The 25,526-nt window shown below is 40.8% G+C and carries 10 protein-coding genes; 2 read left to right on the top strand and 8 right to left on the bottom strand.

All coding sequences use genetic code 11. The features are described from left to right. Positions 1–271: 271 nt before the first annotated feature. Both nifJ and H6G92_RS10980 read right to left on the bottom strand, forming a co-directional pair. A complete protein-coding gene (gene nifJ, locus H6G92_RS10985) occupies positions 272–3,880 on the bottom strand; it encodes a pyruvate:ferredoxin (flavodoxin) oxidoreductase (RefSeq protein WP_190893722.1) in 3,609 nt (1,202 codons plus the stop codon). A 523-nt stretch (positions 3,881–4,403) separates the two neighbouring features. After that, the gene (locus tag H6G92_RS10980) at positions 4,404–4,583 is read right to left on the bottom strand and encodes a hypothetical protein (protein WP_190893720.1); all 180 of its coding nucleotides are present in this window, start codon (positions 4,581–4,583) and stop codon (positions 4,404–4,406) included. 925 nt (positions 4,584–5,508) lie between these two features. Here H6G92_RS10980 and H6G92_RS10975 point away from each other — a divergent pair. Further along, positions 5,509–6,924, top strand: coding sequence for a CHASE2 domain-containing protein (locus tag H6G92_RS10975; protein ID WP_190893718.1), 1,416 nt, complete (start codon positions 5,509–5,511; stop codon positions 6,922–6,924). A 78-nt stretch (positions 6,925–7,002) separates the two neighbouring features. Further along, positions 7,003–7,707, top strand: a complete 705-nt coding sequence (locus tag H6G92_RS10970) for a DUF928 domain-containing protein (protein WP_206758840.1) — start codon at positions 7,003–7,005, stop codon at positions 7,705–7,707. Here H6G92_RS10970 and H6G92_RS10965 read toward each other — a convergent pair. The 6 genes from H6G92_RS10965 to H6G92_RS10940 form a co-directional block, all read right to left on the bottom strand. After that, positions 7,704–10,625: a CHAT domain-containing protein gene (locus H6G92_RS10965; protein WP_190893714.1), complete on the bottom strand. Its 2,922-nt coding sequence runs from the start codon at positions 10,623–10,625 to the stop codon at positions 7,704–7,706. The genes H6G92_RS10970 and H6G92_RS10965 overlap by 4 nt on opposite strands. Positions 10,626–10,824: 199 nt before the next feature. Continuing rightward, the gene (locus H6G92_RS10960; protein WP_190893712.1) at positions 10,825–13,902 is read right to left on the bottom strand and encodes a filamentous hemagglutinin N-terminal domain-containing protein; all 3,078 of its coding nucleotides are present in this window, start codon (positions 13,900–13,902) and stop codon (positions 10,825–10,827) included. A 165-nt stretch (positions 13,903–14,067) separates the two neighbouring features. Continuing rightward, a complete protein-coding gene (locus tag H6G92_RS10955) occupies positions 14,068–17,085 on the bottom strand; it encodes a two-partner secretion domain-containing protein (protein WP_242059092.1) in 3,018 nt (1,005 codons plus the stop codon). A 410-nt stretch (positions 17,086–17,495) separates the two neighbouring features. Next, positions 17,496–19,313, bottom strand: coding sequence for a ShlB/FhaC/HecB family hemolysin secretion/activation protein (locus tag H6G92_RS10950; RefSeq protein WP_190893708.1), 1,818 nt, complete (start codon positions 19,311–19,313; stop codon positions 17,496–17,498). Positions 19,314–19,890: 577 nt separating this feature from the next. After that, positions 19,891–22,353, bottom strand: coding sequence for a phosphoenolpyruvate synthase (ppsA, locus tag H6G92_RS10945; protein WP_190893706.1), 2,463 nt, complete (start codon positions 22,351–22,353; stop codon positions 19,891–19,893). A gap of 179 nt (positions 22,354–22,532) precedes the next feature. Further along, positions 22,533–25,457: a PAS domain S-box protein gene (locus H6G92_RS10940; RefSeq protein ID WP_190893704.1), complete on the bottom strand. Its 2,925-nt coding sequence runs from the start codon at positions 25,455–25,457 to the stop codon at positions 22,533–22,535. Between the last annotated feature and the right edge of the window lie 69 nt (positions 25,458–25,526).

Raw genomic sequence — 25,526 nt, 5'->3', positions numbered from 1 at the left:
CTTAGAAAGCGGGTAGTCGGAATCAAATTCCCTGTTTTTTATATCATGTCCGCTTAATTAGTTATTATTCAGGGCATCTATGCAAAAATCTTAAAACTCTCTTTCCCCCTGCTCCCTGCCCCCAGCGAGAAATGCGGTCTTAATGATAAGTCTTTTACCGGACATGATATTAGAGGATTTTAGGGGGATAACAAAAGGTTTTATACCAATCAAATGACTTTTAAAACATCCTCTCACTCAGAGAAGAGAGATTAGGCAAAATATTTAATTTTCAATAATTTCTTGCAGCCAAATATTGATACATTTGCCAACGGGTTTTCACATCTGCTTGAGCTTCTTTAAGTAATTGCTGTGCCACTTCTTTGTTACTCTTAGTCAACATCTTGAAGCGGTTTTCCAAATACATATATTTCTCTAATGGTAACTTTGGTGTGCGCGAATCAAGTTGTAGTGGGTTTATTCCTTGCTTGATGCGGTCTGGATTAAATCGATACAGTAACCATTGACCTGAATCGACAGCAGCTTTTTGATTCTGCATTGCTGTACTCATATTGATTCCGTGGGCAATGCAATGGCTGTAGGCAATAATTAGCGATGGGCCTTCATAAGCCTCAGCTTCCAGGAAAGCCTTGAGGGTGTGTTCATCGCGTGCGCCCATTGCGACGCTGGCAATATAGACATTGCCGTAAGTCATCGCCATTAAACCCAAGTCTTTTTTAGGTGCAACTTTACCCCCAGCCGCAAATTTAGCTACAGCTGCTTTGGGCGTGGCTTTGGACATTTGTCCACCTGTATTGGAATAAACTTCAGTATCAAGAATGAGAATATTAACGTTGTGTCCACTGGCTAAGACGTGATCTAGTCCACCGAATCCGATATCGTAACCCCAGCCATCACCACCGATAATCCAAACACTCTTTTTCACTAAGTAATCAGCTAGCGATTTTAGATTTTGGATTTTAGATTTTAAATTGGTGTCTATTTCCGCAGTCAAAATTTTATCTAACTTCTGTTTCAATAGCGCTACCCTTTCTCGTTGTTCCCAAATATCAGCTTCATCTTTTTGTTCGGCATTAAGGATACTATTTGCCAGTTCTTCACCTACATCTGTTGTCAGTTGTTTGAGTAATTCCGCAGCAAATTCTGCTTGTTTATCAATCGAAATGCGAAAACCAAGTCCAAATTCGGCGTTATCTTCAAATAAACTATTAGACCAAGCTGGTCCGCGTCCTTGGAGATTGTGCGTCCAAGGTGTGGTGGGTAAATTACCACCATAGATAGAAGAACAACCGGTGGCGTTGGCAACAATCATGCGATCGCCAAACAGCTGCGTTGCTAACTTAATATAAGGTGTCTCGCCACAACCAGCGCAAGCCCCAGAAAATTCAAATAATGGTTCTTGCATCTGCTGTTGGTTAATATGAGTCAGCTTTAGATGGCTTCTATCTGGATTAGGAATATTCAAAAAGAAGTCCCAATTTTCCCGTTCTTGTTCGCGTAATGGTCTTTGCGGTTCCATATTGATGGCTTTGCGGCGTAGTTCTGATTTATTCTTCGCTGGGCACACATCTACGCAAATTCCGCAGCCAGTGCAATCTTCTGCTGCCACTTGGATAGTGTATTTCAAACCTTGCCAATCGTGGTCTTTGGCATTGGCACTCTTAAAGGTCGATGGTGCATTTTCTAACTGCTGTGGTTCGTAAACCTTACTCCGAATGACACTGTGAGGGCACACCATCACGCACTTACCACATTGAATGCAGACATCTGTATCCCAAACGGGTATTTCTTGGGCAATGTTACGCTTTTCCCATTTTGCTGTACCAGTGGGATAAGTCCCGTCTGCTGGTAAAGCACTAACTGGCAGTTCATCTCCTTGACGGGCAATCATTTTACCTAAGACATCACGGACAAAAGCAGGTGCAGTATCAAGAGTTGGGGATTGTTTTTCTTTCCCATTCCCTATTCCCAATTCCCTATTTCCCACCTCATACAAATTCTCTAATGTAGTATCCACCGCGTTGATGTTCATCTGTACAATTTCGTCACCCTTCTGGCTGTAAATCTTGCGGATGGAGTTTTTGATAGAGGCGTTAGCGTAGCTCGCCGAAGGCATCGCTTCTTCTCGTGGCAATACACCCGACAAAGCGAAGAAACAAACCTGCATTACTGTGTTGATTCTGCCAGCCATGCCTGCTTGACGAGCAACTTTATACGCATTAATTACATAAAATTTCAGACGCTTTTGAATAATTTGCTCTTGTACTGATGGCGGCAGATGATCCCAAACTTCATCCTGTTCATAAGGTGAATTAACTAAGAATGTGCCGTCTGGTATGATGTCTTTCAGGATAGGAAATTTTTCGATAAATTCCCATTGATGACAGCCGACAAAGTTAGCTTTGCTGATTAAATAGGTTGAGCGAATTGGTTGTGAACCAAAGCGTAAGTGAGAAACTGTGACAGAACCTGATTTCTTGGAGTCGTAGACAAAATAGCCTTGAGCGTAATTGCTTGTTTCTTCTCCAATAATTTTGATTGAGTTTTTATTAGCGCCCACTGTCCCATCTGCACCCAAACCATAAAAAATTGCTCTTACTATGTTGTCTGGTTCAATGCTAAAGTCAAGGTTATAATTCAAGCTGGTGTGGGTGATATCATCGTTAATACCGATGGTGAAATTATTTTTTTTTTGTTCAGCCGCAGCAAGGTTATCAAAGACGGCTTTAATCATCGCTGGCGTAAATTCTTTAGAAGATAAACCGTAACGACCACCCACTACTTGAGGAAGGGGAGATAGGGAAATGCTTGGCCCTGCTTTCGAAGCTTCATGAATTGCATTTACCACATCTAAATAGAGAGGTTCACCTGATGCACCTGGTTCTTTCGTGCGGTCTAAAACTGCGATGCTACGGATAGTTGTTGGTAAAGCAGCGACAAAACGCTTTACATCAAATGGGCGATATAGTCTTACTTTCAAAACACCCACTTTCTCACCACGGGCGTTGAGATAATCTACTATTTCATGTACAGCCTCACAACCAGAACCCATCAGCACAATAACTCGTTCGGCTGCTGGGTCGCCGTGATATTCAAATAGTTGGTACTGTCGCCCAGTCATCGCGGCAAATTCATCCATGACTTTCTGGGTGATGTCTGCACAAGCTAGATAGTAAGGATTGACAGTTTCCCTGGCTTGGAAGTAGATATCAGGGTTTTGTGTTGTACCGCGCAAAACTGGTTTGTCAGGGGTGAGAGCGCGTGATCGATGGGCAAATACTAATTCATCGGGAATGAATTCTCGCAAATCATCTTCTGTTAAAGTTTCTACTTTGTTAATTTCGTGGGAGGTACGAAAGCCATCAAAAAAGTGTAAGAACGGTATTCGTGATTCTAAGGTTGTCCGCGTTGCTATTAAAGCAAAATCCTGTGCTTCTTGGACTGATGCGGCACACAGCATGGCAAAACCAGTACCCCGCGCTGCCATGACATCGCTGTGGTCACCGAAAATGGAGAGAGCTTGCGCGGCTAGCGATCGCGCGGCAATATGAAATACTGTAGGTGTTAATTCCCCAGCAATTTTGTACATATTGGGGATCATCAACAATAATCCCTGTGATGCTGTAAATGTGGTTGTCAGTGAACCAGTTTGCAAAGCACCATGTACAGCACCAGCTACACCTCCTTCACTTTGCATCTCTACCACCGAGGGAACAGTACCCCAAATGTTGGGTTTGCCTTCACTAGCCCAAGTATCTGCCCACTCAGCCATTGGTGAAGAGGGAGTAATGGGATAAATCGCAATGACTTCATTCAGTCGATAGACGACTTGGGCAACAGCTTCATTGCCGTCTATGGTTGCAAAGCTTCTCTTGTTCATCTTCTTGCACCGGTGAAAGTCTTTAAGCGCTAGCAATGACTAAAGTGGATCTACTTTCGACATTAGGATAAGAAGTTGAGAAACTTGTGAAGAATTGATAGGTTTGTGATTTAAAGTGCCAGCAGCCGTCGCAGTAACTCGGTTAATATACCCTGACAGCGATCGCATACCACAATAGCGAATTCTGCTTCATTCGTACCATGCGATTTATTTAACCAACCGACTGCCAAAATTTCCCGTGTCTGCGTTTCAGGATTTTGATATTCGACAATTATAGTTTGCGATCGTAGTCAATCTTCTGGACGGACATAACAGCGATGGTAACTGGAGTACTATCACCAAGGCGGCGGGAAGCCCACTTATTCAATGCCGTCGTTAACTGTTGACTGATGACTGTTAACCGTCAACCTTCATCAGTCATCAGTATGCACGTGTTATCCCATCCCCTAAAAGGGGATGGAATGAGCTTAATGTTATGTCCTAATATTACCCAGCCAAAGTTTGATACTTCTTAAATATCCGCTCAAAACTTTCTTTTATCATCAGGAATATCTCCCTCAAAAGGTTGAACCCCTGTATCTGGATAATCATCATCCTTGGGTGAGAAAATTCTCGCTGCTGCACTTGAGATGTAGTTAATGATTTGTGCAGGAGCTTCTTTAATTGATTTAAGAAACTGCTGTAATTTTGTTAAGACTGTCATAACATTGTTACTAAATTTATCTACTTCCCAAATTTAAAAAAATAATTTGAGGAACTTGTGAGGAAATTATTGTATAAAGTAACTTTACCAATTTTGGTAAAACTTAATTAACAAAAGGATACAAAACTATCTCTATAAATAGATGAAGATGATATATTCCTCAACAACTGAATTTCATTAAGTAATGCGATGTGCGACCTATTCTTGTAACCTCTCTCCAAATCTATCCCCGAAAGGTCGATAGGCTTTTGATTCTTGCTCCCCTTCTCTCTCTTTGAGACGCTGTACGAACATAGGGAAAGGATTGGGGGTTAGCTTTGAGATAAAGTTGTACACGGCATTAAGTAAACTTTTTATTCGGCAAAAAAGTTTACTCTAAACTCTAACTTTTGACTAAATTTATCTAACTTTGGTTAGAGGTTTAAATTTGGGGGATCAGCAATATAAAGATAAACGGGTAAAATTTACACTCAACATTTATTGGCATTCTTGTCTACAGCTTTTGTCGTAGCACTCTTAAAGAATTCTTAATTGATTGGATAGCTGCATAAAATCCTTATGTTTGTTTCTCTTCCATTAGATTAATTTGCCAAATAAATCAGATTAATATAAAAACATCAAAATCAAAATCAAAATTGTAGAATTTACCAAAAGATTTCTCAAATTGTCAGAATCTTTCAATCCACAGCAGCACTAAAATTTGGTCGGATGTACTTCTGAGAAATTTCCGGCAATGTTCATGATTTTGGCTTACCTTGGGGACAACCTTGCACTTTGGCATTTTCTCGAATTTTAGATGCTCAAGAGATTTTAATTGCCTACAAAACCTCTACCAATGACCGACGAAATGATTTTGTGATTGTAGACAATAGAAGCTAAAATCCCTTCTCATTGCCTGTTTACAGACCCTTCATGGAGGTGTCAGATGGATTTTCCGACCTTAATTTCAGCACTGACAGCAGCAGCAACCACATTGATCACAGTTCTGCGATATATGCGGGAAGCAGAAAACACAGGAGAACCCTCAAGGGCAAACGGGAAGGGAAAACCTACTCTACCAATGAGGAAATTCCAAACTGCATTCCTAACTAGTGTAATAATCGTTGGTTTGTTGATGGGAGTGGTACGACCTTTAGGGATGTTGCAGCCATCTGAGTTGGCAGCATTTGATTATATGATGCGATCGCGGCCTATTGAGCAACCAGATTCTCGCCTACTAATAATCACAATTAACGATGATGATCTGGAATATCAAGCTCAGAAAAATATGGAAAGGAGAGCCGCATCACTATCAGACCAAGCACTTGATGCACTTTTACAAAAATTGAATCCGCATCAACCGCGAGTCATTGGTTTGGATATTTTTCGTGATTTTGGTGTCAACCTACAATTCAAAGACTTAGTAAAACAATTGCAGGAGAACAACAATTTGATTCTTACGTGCAGTATTGGAGGTATAAAAGCTTCACCTGAAATTCAATTAGCACAATATCAACGTTTGGGATTTAGTAATATTCCCGAAGATCCAAACAAGGTTATCCGTCGCCAATTATTAGCTCAGACACCTAGCAGCCAATGTTATACAGATCAATCATTTAGCCTACGAATTGCACTTCGTTACTTAGAAACAGAAAATATTTCACCAATCCAACAGACTGTAGATCAGAGGTTACAAATTGGTACAGTAATTTTTCCCAAGTTAGTTTCAGATGCTGGTGGGTATCAGTTACCAAGAACAGAAGATTTGGGCTACCAAATTCTCCTCAATTATCGATCGCTGAAACCAGATGAATCAATTGCCCAGCAAATAAGCTTGACGGATATCCTTGAAGGTTCGCAAGACGCTAAACTACCAAGTCTCGTTAATAATCGCATTGTTTTAATCGGTACTACTGCCCGTAGTTTTAGGGATTTTCATATGACTCCTTATGGTACAGAAATGCCTGGAGTGTTAATTCAGGCACACATGGTGAGTCAAATTATTAGTGCTGTGTTAAATCAACGACCCTTGTTGTGGTGGTGGCCACAGGCGGTAGAAATTATCTGGGTTTGGCTTTGGGCATTCTTCGTAGGGATATTGATTGAGTATTGGCGATCGCCAATTAGGAGGGGGCTAGTTGTGGTTATAGCGATCAGTATTTTATATGGACTATGTCGTTTAGCTTTTATGCAGGGTGGGTGGTTGCCAGTTATACCCACAATACTTAGTTTGTTCCTAACAGGAGTGTGCGTAGTAATTGCCTTAACGTATGTGCAAATCACTTCTACCACTTCTAGTACTCCTAGCGCTCCTAGCACTCCTACTACTCCTACTACTCCTACTACTCCTACCAATAGTTAATAGTTTTTAGAGGAAATTATGAGTAACAAGAAGCGAACTTTTCCAAAAAATTCTCTTATCCTCTTTTTGTTTTGGGTTATGGCTGGCTTGACAAGCTACCCCATATTAGTATTTGCAGAGTCTCCCAGATTAACTATAAATTCTAACTTTCGTTTAGTACAATCATCTCGGAGACAAAAGCTAGATTTTACTTCAACAGGTAGACCAAATCGACAAACAGATGCTGCTAGCCGTGGTAATTGTGATGGAATAGAAGCAACGGAACTAACTGCTTTGGTGCCTAAGAATGGGGGATCTACTGTCTCTGAGTATCCTACTTTTTGGGTTTATGTTCCTAATCTGCCGAAAGATATCAGATATGCTGAGTTAGTATTGCAAAATGAAGCAGAACAAAAAACCATAGAAAGAACTCGATACACACTTCAATCAACACCAGGAATTGTTAGTGTGACTGTGCCATCAAAACCCCAAAACTCATTAAAACAAGGCAAGGTTTATAATTGGTCTTTTCGGATGGTTTGTAATGATGGAAATAGTTTTGATGTTGGTGGAATAGTAGAACGAATCAACCTTGGTTCTGCTAATACTAATGATTACCAAAGCTATTTAAATAATAAGATTTGGTATGATGCGTTGAATAACTTAGCTGAACGTCGCCGTCGCAATCCACAAGATCCAACATTAAAACAGGAATGGGCTGATTTATTAAAAGCTAATGGTGTGGTTGGCTTAGAAAGACTGGCTCAAGAATATAGTTTTGGTACTGTAGTTTCCCAAAATTAAAGCCAATTCCCTACTAAAACAAAGGGGGCCCAATAATAAGGACGCTCCCATTTTTTATTGCGATCGCGATTGTTTAACAGAGCTAACTGAGCTTGCTGGAGAGCCTCAGCTTTACTGACATTTTTTCGGCCATTGGCATTAACTAATTCACGATAAAATTCACCCATGAGTTCAGATGTAGACTCATCATTTACTGACCACAAGCTGGCTAGTGTACTTCTTGCTCCGGCTCGTACAGCAACACCAGCTAGCCCTAAAGTAGCGCGGCTGTCTCCTGTGGCTGTTTTACAAGCACTGAGAACAAGTAGTTCAATCGATATTGGTTGATTTGTCTTACCTGATCGCAGTAATTTATCCAAATCTTTGATTTTAATTAGGTGATCCCAGGTAGCAATAAAAGTTTTTTCGGGGTCAGAGTTAAATTCTCCGTGAGTTGCTAAGTGAACAATAGTATATTTGGCATTTGCTAGATGCTCTTGCAGCGTAGCTTTGAGAAAATTCTGATCCAGTAACTTTTCATTGTTTGGCACTTGGTTTTGAATTTTTCCTAATTCATTAGGTACAAATTTAAGATTAGAGAATAACTGATTTTCGTCAGGAAAACTACGCTGTTCACTCATTCCAGCAAGCATGGCATTGAGGCGGACATCTGCTAAAGGACGAGGACTGATCAGTTGAAGACCAGGGGTGATAACTAAAGCATATTTTTGTACTAAATATTCCTGACTGGCGTGATCATAAAGAACTGCCATCGGAATATTTCGTAATAGACCATCCAATACAAATACTAAAGTTTTGACTTTACTATCAACTAACTTGCTTTGTGCTGGTTTAATTAACCAATCATATGTCTGTTGTGATAATTCCTGAATTTCACCAGCAAAGCGTGTTTTATCATTGAGACGCTCTATTAATTGTGTTAAGTTGTCTTTTAATTGGGCTTGAGTAACTGTTGTAGTGTAGTGTTCTAAGTTTTCTTGCCCTGGCAATTTGAGAATTAACTCTAAGCGATCCGGCAAAGTAATTGTATATAAAACTGCTGCTGCTGGAGTAGCTTTATCTACGACTCGATCAATCTGTTGTGGTTTAGCTTCAATGCAGGCATCTCGAAAGTAATCATCCAGTTCTGCCAGCTGAAGTGCTTCAATTGCATCACGAGCTTGTTTGAGGTTGGTTTGGTTAGAGTTATTAGCTTGCAACAGTAAACCGACAAATTCCCGATAAACTGGGGCTACACTGTCTCGAAACGTGTATTGTATGTCTGGATTAATTACAGTTAAGTCTTTCCGCAGTGACTTGAGAGTTTCAACCGCAGCTGTATACGCTGCGATGGCTCCTGGTTGGTTCTCCTGAATTCGCCGCAGTCGTCCTAATTGCCATTGCCAACGATAGGCAATATGTGGCGCATCAAAAGCCGAAACTAGTTGCAATGCTTCTTGAGTAAACCTTTGAGCATTTGGTATTTCCCCAATTTCTTGGTAAACTCCGCCTAAATAACCTAAAGCGTAGGCTTGTGCTTGGTTGTCTTGCAAAACTTGAGCCTGGTTACGTGCGGTGGTGACAATTTTTGCAATATCTTCCCACGCAGGAATCAGCGTAGGTTGCAAAGTATTACCCCCAGTGTTAGTTGTTTTTTCCTGGCTTACACCACACTGCTGAAGTAGGGGGGACGACAGTTGAGATACTTCTGGATTTACTGCTGATTTCAGACAAATTAGATTTTGTGCCAAATTTATTTGAGCATAGATGGCTCCATGACTCATTGGCAATTTATCTAGCTGGGATTGAATTTTAGGCAGTAGCGTTGATATCTCAGACCATTGTTGAGTCTCGATGAGGAGACTGAGTAAATTCAGTTTTGCCTTGGCGCTAATGTTTGCATCGGTAGATAATTCAGCTTGGTGATAGCAGGCTGCTGCTTGTTGGTATAGTTCGGAAACAGTATTATTTGCTCGTGCCATGCAGTCTTGAGATGATGTGAATGTAATTGGCGTGGCAATGGTTTCTATTTGGGCTTTTTGATTACCCAAAGACAGAACTGTATTACCTAAACTGAAATAGCTAGCAGCCAAGTTTTGGGAATCACCCAATTGTTTTGCTAATTTCACACTTTCTGCCAAGATTAGTTGGGATTGTTCGCTGTTGCCAATTACTCGCAGAACATCACCAAGACTACGTAATCCTAAAACTTGTAAAGACGCTAAATCGCCTATTCCTGAGAATTTCTTTGTCAGGGTTTGCAACTGTTGTTTTGAGATATCAAGGTCTTGATGCTCAAGTTCTAAAGATTCTAGTAATAGTTCACAAGCCCGGCGATAAAGCCCTAATTCTTGCATTGCCTGAGCTTGGTTAATCTGACTCTGGATGAACTTATGTTTATTGCCAATATTCTTATATATATCAGCTGCCTGTTGCCAAGTTTTCAGGGCTATTTGTGATTGCCCAACAGCTAGTTGTAGCTGTCCTTGAATATCCAACGTTTGCGCCTGGATGCGGCGTTGCGTTGGTGTTTTTTCCTGGGTTTCTAGGAGTTTGAGACTAGTTGCGATCGCCTGTTTTGCTTCAGCCCACTTACCTAGTTGTTGCTCTGTAAGCGAAAGATTACTCAAAGCCATTGCCTGATTGAGATTATCCCCTTGAGCAGCATAAGCTTCAGCCGTTTGTTGCCAAACTAAAGCCGCTTGCTCAAACTGTCCGGTAGTGTAGAGTTTTTTGGCTTGTTCTACCAGTTGTAAGGGATTTTGCTGAGTTTGAACGATGATAGATGATGCAGATACTTGGTGAGCGATCAGGGGAATGCTCAAGGAGAGGAGAAATAAAAGTATTAATAGGATGAGCGATCGCGGTTTAGTTACTGTGAGCGATCGTTTGGCTAGATTTTGTAATCTCTGAAATAGGTTAGACAGTTTGAAATTCATATTCTGCCTTCCTCATTGATTTTTTCTTTATGGGTTAAAAATACGTGAATTTCAGACTTTGGCTTAACTCCTCTCCAAACCTCTCTCCGCGACGGGTAGAGGCTTTGACTCTTGTTCCACTTCCCCTGTAGGGAAGGGGTTGGGGGTTAGGTTTAAAAGAACGTTGCACACCACGTTTAATTACGAATTACGAATTAATTCAAGGTACTGGACAGACATCTGAATTAAGGAGACGTTGCGAACCCGTACCTGTAGGGTCGTATGCTGTAAGCATCACCTCACCATTCTTGTCGAATATCCATCCTTGGGCAGGCACAATTGGTTTAGAAACTGAATATTTATTTTTCTCCTCTGCTCCCCTGCTCCTCTGCTCCCCTGCTCCTTCGCTTCCCCCAGTTGCAGGCTCGACTAAATCGACTTGCACAGCGTCACTGCTAGTTCCTTCATTGGGGCTAGGTGGTAAACCACCGCGTCCAGTAATGATAAATTTGCTGCCTACACCCCGTTGACAGGGATTTTGGGCAATTAGGGCAGCAGGGTCAATAATGGTTTGGGGCAGTTCCACCAATCCTTGAGTAGGGTCAAATGTAGGCTGGTTAAGAGTAATTTCACCATTTAGCGTGGGGGAAATTTGAGAGAAAGCTGTAATCTCACTCAAGGAAGTTGGCTTATTACCAACTTCTAGCCCAAAAAGTTTTTGTGCCGTGATATTTATAACTCCTCCTTTACCCCCAAAGGAATTAGCAGTGATATCGCTGTCTTCACTAGGTATAGCAACTAGGAAGTCAGCCTTAATATTTATATTGCCACCATTACCGGGACTACGTTCACTACCTGCGCTGGTAGAAATCTGACTATCACGACGTAGCAGAATCAAGTTTGCTATTTGCAGTTTAATGTTTCCACCATCTTGAGAAGTTGCTTCGGCATTAATCGCAGATTTGTTTATTAAGCCAATAATATTGGCAAATATAGAGATATCACCTGCTATTCCTTCTCCAGTGCTGCGGCTGGTTATACTTGCGCCATCTTTAACATTTAACTGCCCAGTTTTAATAATTAAGTTTCCCCCACGACCTGTACTACCAGAACCAACTTCAGCACTCAATTGACTTTGAATTTCTGCATTTGGAGATGTCCCAACTATTTCTATGGATTCATCAGCATGGATTTGCAATTTGCCAGCATCACCTTTACCCAATGTCATAACTGACACTTGCCCACCATCTCTAACATTCAAGCGTCTAGTCTCAATAGTCAAGTCTCCGCCAGTGCCTTTGCCTCTTGGAGTGACACTCGCCGTTAAGCCACTTTCTCCATATTCTGAGTGGATACCCACGACTTCCACTAAGTCCTTAGCTCTGACAAACAACTTTCCAGCATTACCCTGACTGCGAGTAGATACTGAAACCCGGCCCCCATCTCGGATACTTAACTGGTCAGCCTTAATAGTTAAATTTCCACCATTTCCTTTGGCTATGCGTCTGGGATTTCCAGGTATGCCAGTAGCATCAGGAGAAGGATCTGCAACCTCAGCAAATATTCCTGTACTAAAGTAGTTATACTTTGGTGTCTCAAACACTTCTACATTAGAGGCATAAATCAGCAAGTCTCCGGAGTTACCATTGCCAAAAGTAGAGACTTGTACCTTGCTACCATCACTAATACTCAAATGACCAGTCTCAATAGTCAGTTTACCTCCTTTCCCTTGCCCCTGCTTCTCTGTACGCGTTATGTTAACTTGAGCAAACAAGCCGCCAGGAAACTTTGGATTTTTCTCGTTAGTACCCCTAAGACTTTCTCCACTCAACTCTACTGAGTCAGAAGCGTGAACTGTTAAATTGCCTGCATTTCCTATACCTGATGTAGAAGCTGACACTTGTGCCCCATCTCTAACACTTAAGCGCCTAGTTTCGATGGATAAGTCTCCCCCTTTGCCTTTAGCTCCAGGATTAACTTGAGATGCTAGAGAACTGGGGTTTTCAAAAGCATCAGTGCCTACGACCTCTACTAAGTCCTTTGCTTGCACAGATAAATTACCAGCATCTCCTTGAACAAATGACGAATAAGTTGAAGTTGATACTTCTGCGCCATCTTTTATACTTAAATGTTCAGTATTAATCTTCAAATTACCAGCTTTGCCCGGCCCGTATGTAGAAGATTCAATAGAAGAGTTATCAGTCAAAACAAGAGAAGCAACTTTAATTTTGATATCACCTGCATTGCCTATACCTGTTGCTGGCACTGAATTAATTATAGAGCTATCATTTGCCAAGTTAACTGCACCTGTGGCATCGATTTCTATATCTCCTGCTTTACTGTTAATTGAACCAAGTTCTGATGCTATTCCTGCAATCAGTTTACTTGCTTCCAAAATAGTTACATCTTTGGCATAAATGGCAATACTACCGCCCTCTCCAGAGCTAACATTTACTTCCGCTGCTTTATCAAGCTTCACATCTGCTCGTTTTATTTGCTGAGGAAAGGTAAAAGCTAAATTAGTACTATCAACTCGAAGCCCTATTGTTCCTGCTCCTGTCAAACTTCCTAAAAAAACTTGCCCTCCATCTGCTGTCAATCTTCCTCCATCTAAACTAATATCCCCACCTATTAGAGATAATGTTTTTCCAGCGACCTTAAGCCCAACATCATCAGCTATAGAATGATTAATAATACTCTGTGGATTTTCTCGAAACTGCAAACCAATGGGAATATTCACACTTAATAGTGATGTTTGTGGATTAGTAGCACTAAATTCCAATCCATTATCAAATATTAGATTATTTGCTGTACTCGCTAAAAATGAACCACCTACATCCAAACGGGCATTTTTTCCAAAGACGATACCATTGGGATTAATAACGAATAGATTGGCATTGCCCAAAACACCGAGTGTCCCATATATATGAGAGGTATTATGCCCTGTCACCCGACTAAGAATGTTTTCAATTACAGCCGGATTAGAGAAATACGCTCCTCTTTCTTCACCCACATTAAATTCTCGAAAACTATGAAAAAGGTTCGCTCCCCGAAGCGCACCACCTTCAATGCGATCGCTAATAATGCCTTTAATATTGTCAGAGGTCACAACTGAACTCTCAGCACCAAGACTATTATCAGGAGTAATTTGTGCTCTAGCAGTATTGATAAATACAAGATACTCCAACGTTACTAGGTGGAAAGTGATGAGAAAGAGCGATCGCCATTTGCTGATTTTATGCGATCGTTTGGCTAGATTTTGTAATCTCTGAAATAGGTTAGACAGTTTAAAATTCATATTCTGTCTTCCTTGTCAATATTTTCTAGAGCTTAATAGACTAAAAAATCAAAATCAGGCTACAGAAGCAACTCTGGAAATTTAGATAAAATCTGACGAATCTTAATTACGTAGCTTACTTACCGCAGGGTATTACGAATTACCAATTACGAATTACGAATTGCTTCAAGGCACTGGGCAAGAATCTAAACTGAGAGGACGTTGAGAACCTGTGCCTGTGGGATCGTAAGCTGTGAGCATCACCTCACCATTTTTGTCGAATATCCATCCTTGAGTAGGCACAATTGGTTTGGCAACTGAAGATTTAGTTTTCTCCTCTGTGCCTCTGCCCCTCTGCTCCCCTGATCTCCCAGGTGCAGGCTCAACTAAATCAACTCTTACAGCATCACTGCTAGTAGCTTCATTGGGGCTAGGTGGTAAGCCACCGCGTCCAGTGATGATAAATTTGCTGCCTACACCCCGTTGACAGGGATTTTGGGCAATTTGCTCTGAGGGATCTACAACATTCCTTTTTAATTCAACTAAGCCACTGCGGGGATCTACATTTGGAATGTTAAGTGTTACATCGCCAGCAATGCCAAGCTCTGAACTAGCAGTAATGTCACTATTCAGTAGAGTTGGAAATATGCGGCGTTCGATACCAAAGATACTCTTAGCTTTTATGTAGATGTTACCCCCTCTACCGCTATAAGCGTTAGCAGTGATATCGCTATTTTCAGAAGGTAAGGCAACGATAAAGCCATTAGGAACATCAATCTTAATGTTACCGCCATTACCACCAAACTGCTTCTCCCCTGCGTCGGTGGTGATTTGACTACTGTTGCGTAATAGTAGTAAGTCTTGAAGATGAAGGTTAACATTACCACCATTATTACTACGGGTTTTTGCAGAGATAGCACCACCATCCAGACTGACGGAATCGCCTGAAAGTTGAATATTACCGCCAATACCCTCACCATCGCTATTGACGGTGATTGTCGCACCATCGCGAACCGTTAAGATTTTGGGGTAGATGGAAATGTTACCACCATTGCCAGTGGAACCTACTTCAGTATTGGCAAATAATCCGCTGGCAGGACCTACACCAATAACTACATCCTCTGCATCCCTACGAAATTGGGCAAGCCGATCAAAAAAGGTTGGATCGTTACCAGCAAGGATAATGCTATCACTTGTATTCAAAGTAATGTTACCTGCCTTGCCACTGCCGAAGCTTGTGGTGATAACCTGTCCACCGTTAACGACTTCCAAAGTACTAGCATTAAGTTTGATGTTACCTCCATCCCCCTGTCCACGAGTGCTAGTACTCAACACAGCACCATTTTTCACTGAGAGCGATTCAGTCGTAGTAATGTTGAGACCAACACCGTTGCCCACAGATTGAGATCCCACAGCACTAAAAGCCCCACTAGGACCACGGCTACCTACCCCATCAAAGGAGGCCTCACGGGAATTAATTGTTATACTGCCCGCGTTCCCCCATCCTACTATGGTACTAGCAGCTAGCCGAGCTCCATTAGTGACAGTCAGCAGCCCAGTTGTGATGTCTATGTGACCACCATTACCCCTTGGTTTTTCTAGGCTTCCAGAGGGATCTTCAGCCACGCTGCCGAATACAGCGCTGGGATATCCATTGCTACCCACTCCATCTAAGGAGACTATACTCTCGGTGTAAATCTTTACATCACCCGCGTTTCCTTGACCAGTATTACTAGTAGCTAATGAAGCACCATTTGTTATAAAAAGTGCTCTAGATTTGATGTAAATATTGCCTCCCTGCCCTACACCTCCTGCTGTGATCGAGCTGAATACAGCACTGGATAATTTGTTACTACCTACCCCATCCAAAGAAACTATATCGCGGGCATTGATATTTACATCCCCTGCATTTCCTTTTCCACTAGTATTAGCTAGTAGTTGAGCACCATTTGTCATAAAAAGTGACTCAGCTGTAATGTTGATATCACCCCCCTGCCCAACAGCTCCCGATTCTACCTTAGTGAATACTGCACTAGGGGCTAGGATGATCTGATTGTGAAACCCATCAAAAGAAACTGTATCGCGGGCATTGATATTTACATTCCCTGCATTACCCTGTCCAAAGGTGCTGCTATCTAGTTGAGCACCATTAGTTACAGAAAGGGAGCCTGTGGTAATTTCAATTGTTTTCCCATTCCCCTGGGCTTTAGGTGCTACACCACTCAAAGCCAAACTAGGTCTATTACTACTTGTTCCATCGAAAGAAACGGTCTCGCTAGCATTAATCGTTATGCTCCCTGCATTACCCTGTCCTAAGGTGCTGCTATCTAGTCGAGCACCATTGGTAACAGAAAGATTTTCTGTGGTGATATTAATGTTACCTCCGTTACCCTCGCCTGTTTTTTCCACCCTACTGAAAGCAGAACTTTCATCAAATGAAACAGTATCGGCATTAATAACTACATTGCCAGCATCCCCTTGCCTAGAGGTGCTGGTATCTAGGTGAGCACCATTGCTAAGTGATACATCGCTTCGTGTCACACCATCAGGAAAACTCAAGCTACCATCACTGTTAAAACCAACTATTCCTTTCCCTGCTAAACCCCCTAAGTTGACTTGTCCTCCGGCTACGGTCAATCTTCCCCGATCTAAACTAATGTCCCCACCTACAAGAGATAAACTTTTCCCTGGACTGACCTGAAGCCCCACGCCATCGGCTACAGACTGATTAGTGATACTCCCTGGATTATCCCGAAATCGCAATCCAATAGGAATATTAATCGCCAACATGGGTGGTACTTGCGGGTTGGTAGTGCTAAACTCCAACCCACTATCAAACAATAAACTGTTTGCTGTACTAGCCAAGAATGAACCGCGCATATCTAAACGCGCATCTGGCCCAAAGAAAATCCCATTAGGATTGATGAAAAATAGATTGGCGTTGCCGTCTTCAACACCAAGCGTTCCGAATATATTGGAAGGTTTTCCCCCTGTAACCCGACTGAGAATGTTGTCAATTCCAGCCGGATTGGAAAAATAGGCTTTTCCTTCTTGACCAACATTAAATTCCTGAAAACTATGAAAAAGGTTCGCCCCCCGACGCGCACCGCCATCAATTAGATCGGTGTTGGCATTCAACTTGACAACTGAACTTTCACTACCGAGACTATTATCAGGAATTATCTGCCCTGTGGCGGTGTCCATAGAACACAGACACCCGAATATGGCTAGGGGTAAAGTGATGAGAAAGAGTGATCGCCTCAGTCCTTGCATACTCTCCAACCTCTGGAAGTCCCTTAGGAAGGCGATGGTAAATTTCAACTATTTCACAGAAGGTTGATTAATGCTGAGATTGAAAGTTTAGTTATCTAATAAAAACATCCAATCAGTCAGATATTCACTGCCAATGAGAATTTTTCCCCACAACTCAAATAATCAAGATTGAAAACTTACGCATCGTACATCTGTACAGTAAGTAATATCTATATCTCCTCCATCATTCTTTAGTCTCATCCAACTTCTGTTTCTTTTGATAGAGATTAATCTCCAAATCTTGTTTTTCCTTACCTTGATAACGTCTCTCAACAATTTTTTTTGTGATTAAAATAACTTGATTAAAACGACTTAACATTGACAGAAAAAGACAGTCCATTTTCTTGTAATGAATTGTTACTTCCATCAACATCAATCAATGGTAATCCCCAGTCAAGGCGCATATTTAACCAGTCTGACATTTGCCACTGCAAGCCTAACCCTGTTGATAGCAAGGTATTAGAATTTAGCTCAGAGTTTGCGGAACTATTCCAACCAATGCCAAAGTCAACAAATGGAGTCAGGTGTAAAATTCCCTGGACTTCCGGTACTCGTAAAATTGGTAATTGCACCTCAGCAGATAAGAAAGCGCCGTTGTCAGTTAGTAGTAAATCTTGGCGATAACCCCGGACACTCCCTAAGCCTCCGATCGCAAATTGTTCTAAAGGTACAAGTTGGCGTGTTGTCAATTGTAAATCTGAGCGCAGCACTAACAATGTCTCTGGAGCCAGAAGTCTGACATACTGTCCTTGTCCCCGCCAATAAAAAAAACGACTGTCTGGCGGCTCATCATTAATTGTGGCGTTAAACGCACCTATCCCTAGATTGAATTGTGAACGTAAGGCAAATACTTCTGTGGAATTGCGACTCGTCCATTCTTGAAAAAATCGCAATGCAGAAATGCGAGTTCTGCCATTATCATCAGCACCTGGGGAAATGGGAAAATCTAATCCCAACAGAGATGTTTTGCTTTGTTGTTGCGAAAAAGTCAAACCTATAGCAAATTCTTGTCTGGGGGTTTGCAATAAAGGCTGACGTAGGGTTAGTTCAAAAGATTCAGAATTACCCAGGATATCGAGGCGGTCAAAAGGTGGTTCAACTACCTGAGTGTTGCTTGCACCATATGTTAATTGCACTGTACCATTCTGGGGATTAATGGGGACTGTGTAGCTAATATCGTATGAATTACTGCCATCAGTATTACTGTAAGTCGCTCTGAGTTTATCCCCGAAACCGAGTAAATTTCCTTCACTCAATCGCAATCCCCGGCGAATGCTACCTACACTGGGGGCGCGACCATTATCAACAAAAAATTCTCCCTCTAAAGAATCAGCCTCCTTGACGGTCACTTTCAGAAGGCTTAACTCTGGACTTGTCCCCGCAGATAGTTCGGCGGAAATATTTTGAATTAGAGGGTCGAGTTGTAATAATTGTATGGCTTGCAGCAAGCGATCGCGATTTAAAGGTTTGCGGGCTGCGATCGCTAACCGGCTTTTAATGTATCCTGGGTTCAAGCGACTTGTGCCCGTCACCTGAATGTCTTCTAAGCCGCCTTCCACAATTTGAACTTTGACAACAGCTTGGTCTTTGGAAAAACGTTGCTGGGCTGGAATTACTGCACCAGAATTAATATAACCAGCGTCGGTATACAATCGACTGATAATTGCTTCTACTTGTAGTAATTCTGTAAAGGTAATTGGCTTGCCTATAAATTTCTCAGTTGCTTTAGCTAATTCTTCATTACTAAAAGCAGTATTGCCGATAAATTCCAACCGCTCAATTACAATCTTTTCTGGAATTTCGGGGGGAGTTTGAGGCGTAGGTGAACTGGGAGATGGTGTTTGCAATAAATTTTCGTTTGGCAATGGTGCTGGTATTTTTGGTGGTTCAGGGATTGTCGGCCTAACTGGTGATGGTATTTGAGTTAATACAAAATTGTTTTCGTTTGTAGAAATTGGTGGTGTGGTCAAGTAATGGAGTGATGAAGTGTTTTTTGCCTGTACGTTTATTACTTGCCAAGTTTTTGTTGGACTAGCAACAGATATACTACTGCTGCCAACGCTCACAGTGGTGACTATAATAAATAACCGAACTTTCTGTAAGATTTTTTTCAACAGCATAAGCCAGTTTTTTAAGATAGGGTTGTAGGTAGGAATTAAGTTATGTCTAAAACTCAACCCTATCGTCGATATCTCTCTAAATATTTGATTATCTAAAAGTGCTTGCATTTAGCTTAAAAAGCTTGAGTAAGATTTATTTACTACTTATAAATAAGAAAGCTAAATAGGCGAAGCAATGACGAAATAGAAGCTGAGTACACCCGTAGGGGCACGGCACTGCCGTGCCCTACACATCGTGATGTAATGTTGTACCCCATCTGAATGGGAACCGCTATATAAACGTAACTAATCAAGGAAAGTGACAACAATATTTGGCACAGTCATATTCAAAAACTCTACCAATTGCACAATCTATTGATGACAATCTTTATGATTCAAATAAATTCCATAAAACAGGATATTTTCTTAAGCTTATAAAAATGTGACGAAATTTCATCCACCTTGAGGAGGACAGGATTATTATTCCCTTTTTGATTACGAGCGAGTGAGAATAAACAGAAACAAACTTGAAACAGTAAGCAATTAGGATAATTACGCCACAAAAAAGAGCAATCAAAAAATCAGACTCATGAGATAACTATGATTCAATTATCTGACTGTAACTACCTTCTTCCGTACTTGCTATTTCTAAAAGAGTTTTCATTACGGAGTCAGGATTAAGACTGATAGAATCAATACCTTGCTGAACCAGAAATTTAGCAAATTCTGGATAGTCGCTGGGTGCTTGTCCACAAATCCCTATTTTGCTTCCGTGCTTTTTAACTGTGGCTATGGCTTTGGCAATCATCCGCTTCACAGCTTCATTGCGTTCATCAAATAAATGCGCTACTAATTCCGAATCTCTATCTACCCCTAATGTCAATTGTGTCAGGTCATTTGAGCCAATTGAAAACCCATCAAAGATTTCACAAAACTCATCGGCCAATTGCACATTACTCGGTAACTCGCACATCACATAAACCTGTAAACTGTTTTCTCCCCGCACCAAACCATGCTTCGCCATCTCTGATAGCACGCGCTGACCTTCTTCGGGAGTGCGACAAAATGGCACCATTAAAATTACATTAGTTAAACCCATGCGATCGCGCACATTTTTCATCGCTAGACATTCTAAAGCGAAGCCTTCACGGTAGCGTTCATCGTAGTAGCGAGAAGCACCACGCCACCCCAGCATCGGGTTTTCTTCTTGGGGTTCAAACTGCTGGCCACCCAAAAGATTAGCATATTCGTTACTCTTGAAGTCTGATAGGCGCACAATCACAGGTTTGGGATAAAAAGCAGCTGCGATCGTGCCAATACCTTGAGCTAGTTTATCGATAAAGTACGTGGCTTTATCTTCGTATTGCGCAGTTAATTCGGCAATCTTGAATTTAGCCAACTGATCTTCTAATTCATGAAAGTGAATTAATGCTAGTGGATGTGTCTTAATATGATTAGCAATAATAAATTCCATTCGCGCTAATCCTACTCCATCATTAGGGATAGCAGCATAACTCAATGCTTCTTCTGGATTGCCCACATTCATCATAATTTTGGTACGAGTCTGGGGCAAATTTTCCAATGCTAATTCTTTGACTTGATATGGCAATAAACCTTGGTAAACCTTCCCAGTTTCACCTTCTGCACAAGAAACGGTAATTTCTTGTCCTGTTTTCAATACGGCGGTGGCATTACCACAACCAACTATTGCCGGAATACCTATTTCTCTAGCAATAATTGCACTATGGCAAGTACGTCCACCTTGGTTAGTGATAATTGCACTAGCGCGTTTCATAATTGGTTCCCAGTCGGGATCAGTGCGATTTGTGACTAGCACTTCTCCAGGTTGAAACTGGTTAATTTGATGCACATCCAGAATCACTCTGGCTTTACCTTGGCCAATCATCTCACCCACACTCCGCCCTGTACTCAACACTTCACCTTTTTGTTGTAATTGATAAGTGCGGAGAACATTTTTTGATTTCTGAGACTGTACTGTTTCGGGACGCGCCTGCACGATAAAAAGTTCATTGGTAATCCCGTCTTTAGCCCACTCAATATCCATTGGTGTGTAGACACCACGGACTTGTGAGTAATGTTCTTCAATGAGGCAGCAAGCTTGGGCTAATTGTAAAATTTCTTCATCAGTAAGGGCATATTTTAGGCGATCGCACGGCGCAACAGAAATATTTTTAGTCAATTTCGATCCACCAGTATCGTAGATCATCTTGATTTCTTTTGTACCCAAGCGTTTTTCTAAAATTGGACGATATCCCTGCTTTAGGGTCGGTTTAAATACTAAATACTCATCAGGATTGACTGCTCCCTGTACTACATTTTCTCCCAAACCATAAGCGGCAGTAATTAGTGCTACATCATGAGAACCTGTCTCAGTATCAATTGAGAACATCACCCCAGATGTTGCTAGGTCAGAACGCACCATTTTTTGTACACCTACCGAGAGGGCTATACTAAAGTGGTCAAACCCTTTAAGTTCACGGTAGAAAATAGCACGGTCAGTATAAATTGAGGCAAAGCACTTGTGACAAGCTTCTAGTACACCTTGCAAGCCGTGGACATTCAGGTAGGTTTCTTGCTGTCCGGCAAAGCTAGCATCAGGTAAATCTTCTGCTGTGGCACTAGAACGGACTGCGACATCGGTATTAATGCCATATTGTTCTTCAAGGTCTTGATAAGCTTGGGTAATTGCTTGTTGTAATTCTAGTGGAAATGGAGTTTGCAGCATTAAAGCCCGTACTTGCTTTCCAACAGAATGGAGATTGTTTACATCTTCTATATTTAAATCTGCAAACAATTGCCGTAATTTAGGTTCCAAACCTGCTGAAGAGATAAAATAATGATAAGCGTAAGCTGTAGTAGCAAAACCTGTGGGAATCTTGATGCCTTTGGGTACAAGCTGCTGAATCATTTCTCCCAAAGAAGCATTCTTGCCACCTACTAAAGGTATATCTGCAATTCCAACTTGGTTTAAAGGTAATACCAAGGCTTTGTCTTGGGAAAATTGATGAGTAGTTTGTTGATTAACTAGTGCTTCTGGCATGGAAAATTTCCTTTTATCAAGCTAATCATGAGGGTTATATTCGTCTCATACTTATGGTTATAGGACGATTATTTGAGGAACTTGTGAGGGTGTAGCTAATTCGTAATTCTCGCTTCCGGCAATAAGCAAGCTACATGATTTAGAAAATTTGATTTCATTTGGGGTTTTAGCGTTTTATCTTATAAAGGTAGTTTTAAGTAAAAAATACTACCTGATCCTATTTTACTTTCAACCCAGATTTGCCCGTTGTGTTGCTCTATTATATTGCGACAAATAGCTAGACCTAAACCTGTTCCACCTTGTTTGCGAGAATCGGAAGCATCCACTTGATGAAATCGCTCAAAAATAGATTCTAATTTGTTAGGAGGAATTCCTCTACCTTCGTCTCGTACCTTAAACAACACATCCGAAGTTTGACCATCTTTTGCTTTGATTTCTTCTACTGATATTAATACAGTAGACCCTTGAGGTGAAAATTTAATCGCATTACTCAGCAAATTGGTTAGTACCTGAATAATCCGATCCTTGTCAACTGTTAATTCAATAGCTTGAGATAACACTGATAAATTGATGCCAGCATTATTAGCCATTAATTGCATTATTTCTGTAGCTTCTATTAATAAGTCAGCAGTATTAACTTTTTGCTTATTCAAACTAATTTTTCCAGATTGTAATCTTTCTAAATCTAAAATGTCATTTACTAGTCTAACTAAGCGTTCAGAACTGTCTGACACAATTTGAATGATGCGCTTACCCTGGTCAGAATCAAGTTTTACCAAACCAGTTTTCAATAAGCTTAAACCTCCTTGGATTGAAGTCATGGGGGTACGTAATTCGTGACTAACAACTGAGATAAACTCATTCTTGATTTTTTCTAATGCGTAGCGTTGAGTGATATCTTCACCAATGCTCATAGTACCTACTATTGCGCCTTGTGAATCTTGCAGTAGCGTATTGTTCCAGGCAATAACGCGTTCTTCTCTATATTTAGTAATAATTTGGTTCTGGTAGTGAGAATGTAATTCTTGCTCTAACGTTTCTACAAAAACCTTTTGTATATTATCTTGCTGATACTGCGGGATAAAATTGGCAATCCACTCTTTACCTAAAACTTCTTCCTGGGTATACCCACTCAATTCTAAAAAGAAAGGATTAACGTATTCAACTTTACCTGTATTATCCAGTCCGATAACTAACAACTGCACATTTTCTAATAAGCTGCGCCAACGGCGTTCTGCTTCACGTAGTTGAGCTTTAATTTTTATCTGTTGATTAATCGTTAATGTCAAAATATTGATGAATCTATGCAAGTGTGCATTTGCTTGAGATAATTCAGCAGTGCGCTTGGCAACTCTTATTTCTAACTCTGCCTTTGATTGTTGTAAAATTACTTCTACTTCCTTGCGTTGGGTTATATCCAAACAAGTACCAAGCATTCGTATTGCTGTACCTTCGTCGTCATAGATACATTTTCCTTTAGCCGCAATCCAGTGAATGCTACCGTCAGTCCAAATTACTCTGTATTCTACATAATACTCAGATTTATTGTCTTTGGCATCCATTACTTTTCGATTCACTGCTTTTCTATCCTCAGGGTGGAGGCAGGCGAGAAAAGCTTCATATTTACCTACAAACGTACCCGGAGTTATACCAAATAATTGCTCTTGGCGACTTGACCATTTGAGATGGTTAGTCAAAAGATTCCAATCCCAAGTTCCCATCTGAGAAGCTTCTAAAGCTAACCTTAAATGTTCCTCACTTTCTTGCAAAGCAATCTCAGTCTGTTTTTCTTTGGTTATTTCTTTTAAGAAAACTGATACGCCTTCCAAAGAAGGATAAATGCGATTTTCAAACCAGCGATCGCTCGATGGATAATATTCTTCTAGCTGAATAAAATTTTGCTCAGTGAAAGCCTGTAAATAAGCTTCATAAGAATGCTGACGAAATTCTTCGGTACATTCTTGGCAAATATTTTTACCAATTAAATCTTTTGGTTCTCTGCCAAAAATTTCTGCTGCTTTTTGATTAACGTATGTATAGCACCAATTAGCATCGATAGCTATAAAAGCATCACTAATACTCTCTAATATATTAAATAAACGATTTTTGCTTGCTTCCGCTTCTGCACAAGCAGCTTGTTCGCGGATTATCATCTCTGCTATTTTTTCTTCTGTCTGTTTGCGCTCTGTAATATTCGTCAGCGTCACTACAGCACCAATAATTTGCTTGTCTAAATTTAATAATGGAGTAGCACTCAACAATAAATTAAATTCTCTACCATCTTCGCGGTTCAAGAATACTTCTACACCTTGAAAACATTGACCTTGCAGCAAGCTAGATAGTGAAAATACTTCTTGTTTTTGCTGGCAATTTGCTAATTTATCAATAAACAAACACTCTTCTATTTTTTGATAGCTACTACAATAGTTACATAGTAGTGGAAACGACAAATCAAATTTTTGAAATAATGGATTCTTACCACACAGTTGCTGTGCTGCTTGATTGGAGCGAATAATTTGCCAGTTTTGGTCACATACAATGATTGCTTCGGCTGCTTGTTCCAGAATAGAATTTGCTAGTCTTTCAGCCGCCACAATTTCTGCATTACGTTTTTGCTCGGTTAAGTCGGTTACTACTATGCAAGTAACTACTACATCGTCAATTTGCAATGCCCTAAAAGACAAATAAACAGGTATCTGAGTTTCATCCTCAGTAATTAAGTAAACCTCACCTCGACAAAATTCCTGTTTTGCTTGTTGAAATAATGCTTGAAATACCTGTTGTTCTTGTGGCGCTATGTAATCCTCAAAGTTAGAGCCGATTACTTTTTCTAGTGGCTTTTTGAGCATTACCGCTAAAGCGTGATTACAGTAAAGAATTGTTCCATGATTATTTATAGTCACAGCGCCTTCATGCATCTGCTGCAAAAAAGCACGGTAAGGATAATCAGCATCTTGCAAAGTGAAAATTCGTTCTTCTTGAGCGCTAGATAGAACTAAAGCATCTACCTCACCCATTCTGATAGCTCTAAAAGTCTCTTCTAATACTTGTATCCGATTACGTAGAGCTATATTTTCTAGTTCAAGTTCTTGATGTGTTTTCACTGCAATTATCCTAAACAAATTCGTAATTCGTAATAGCCTGCGGCAAGCTGCTTCTCTACGAGAGGCTTC

Origin of the sequence: Nostoc foliaceum FACHB-393, from assembly GCF_014698505.1 — a bacterium.
Classification (GTDB): Bacteria; Cyanobacteriota; Cyanobacteriia; order Cyanobacteriales; family Nostocaceae; genus Nostoc; species Nostoc foliaceum_A.
The sequence above is the reverse complement of the archived record's forward strand: the minus strand, read 5'-3'. Positions and strand labels throughout refer to the sequence as shown.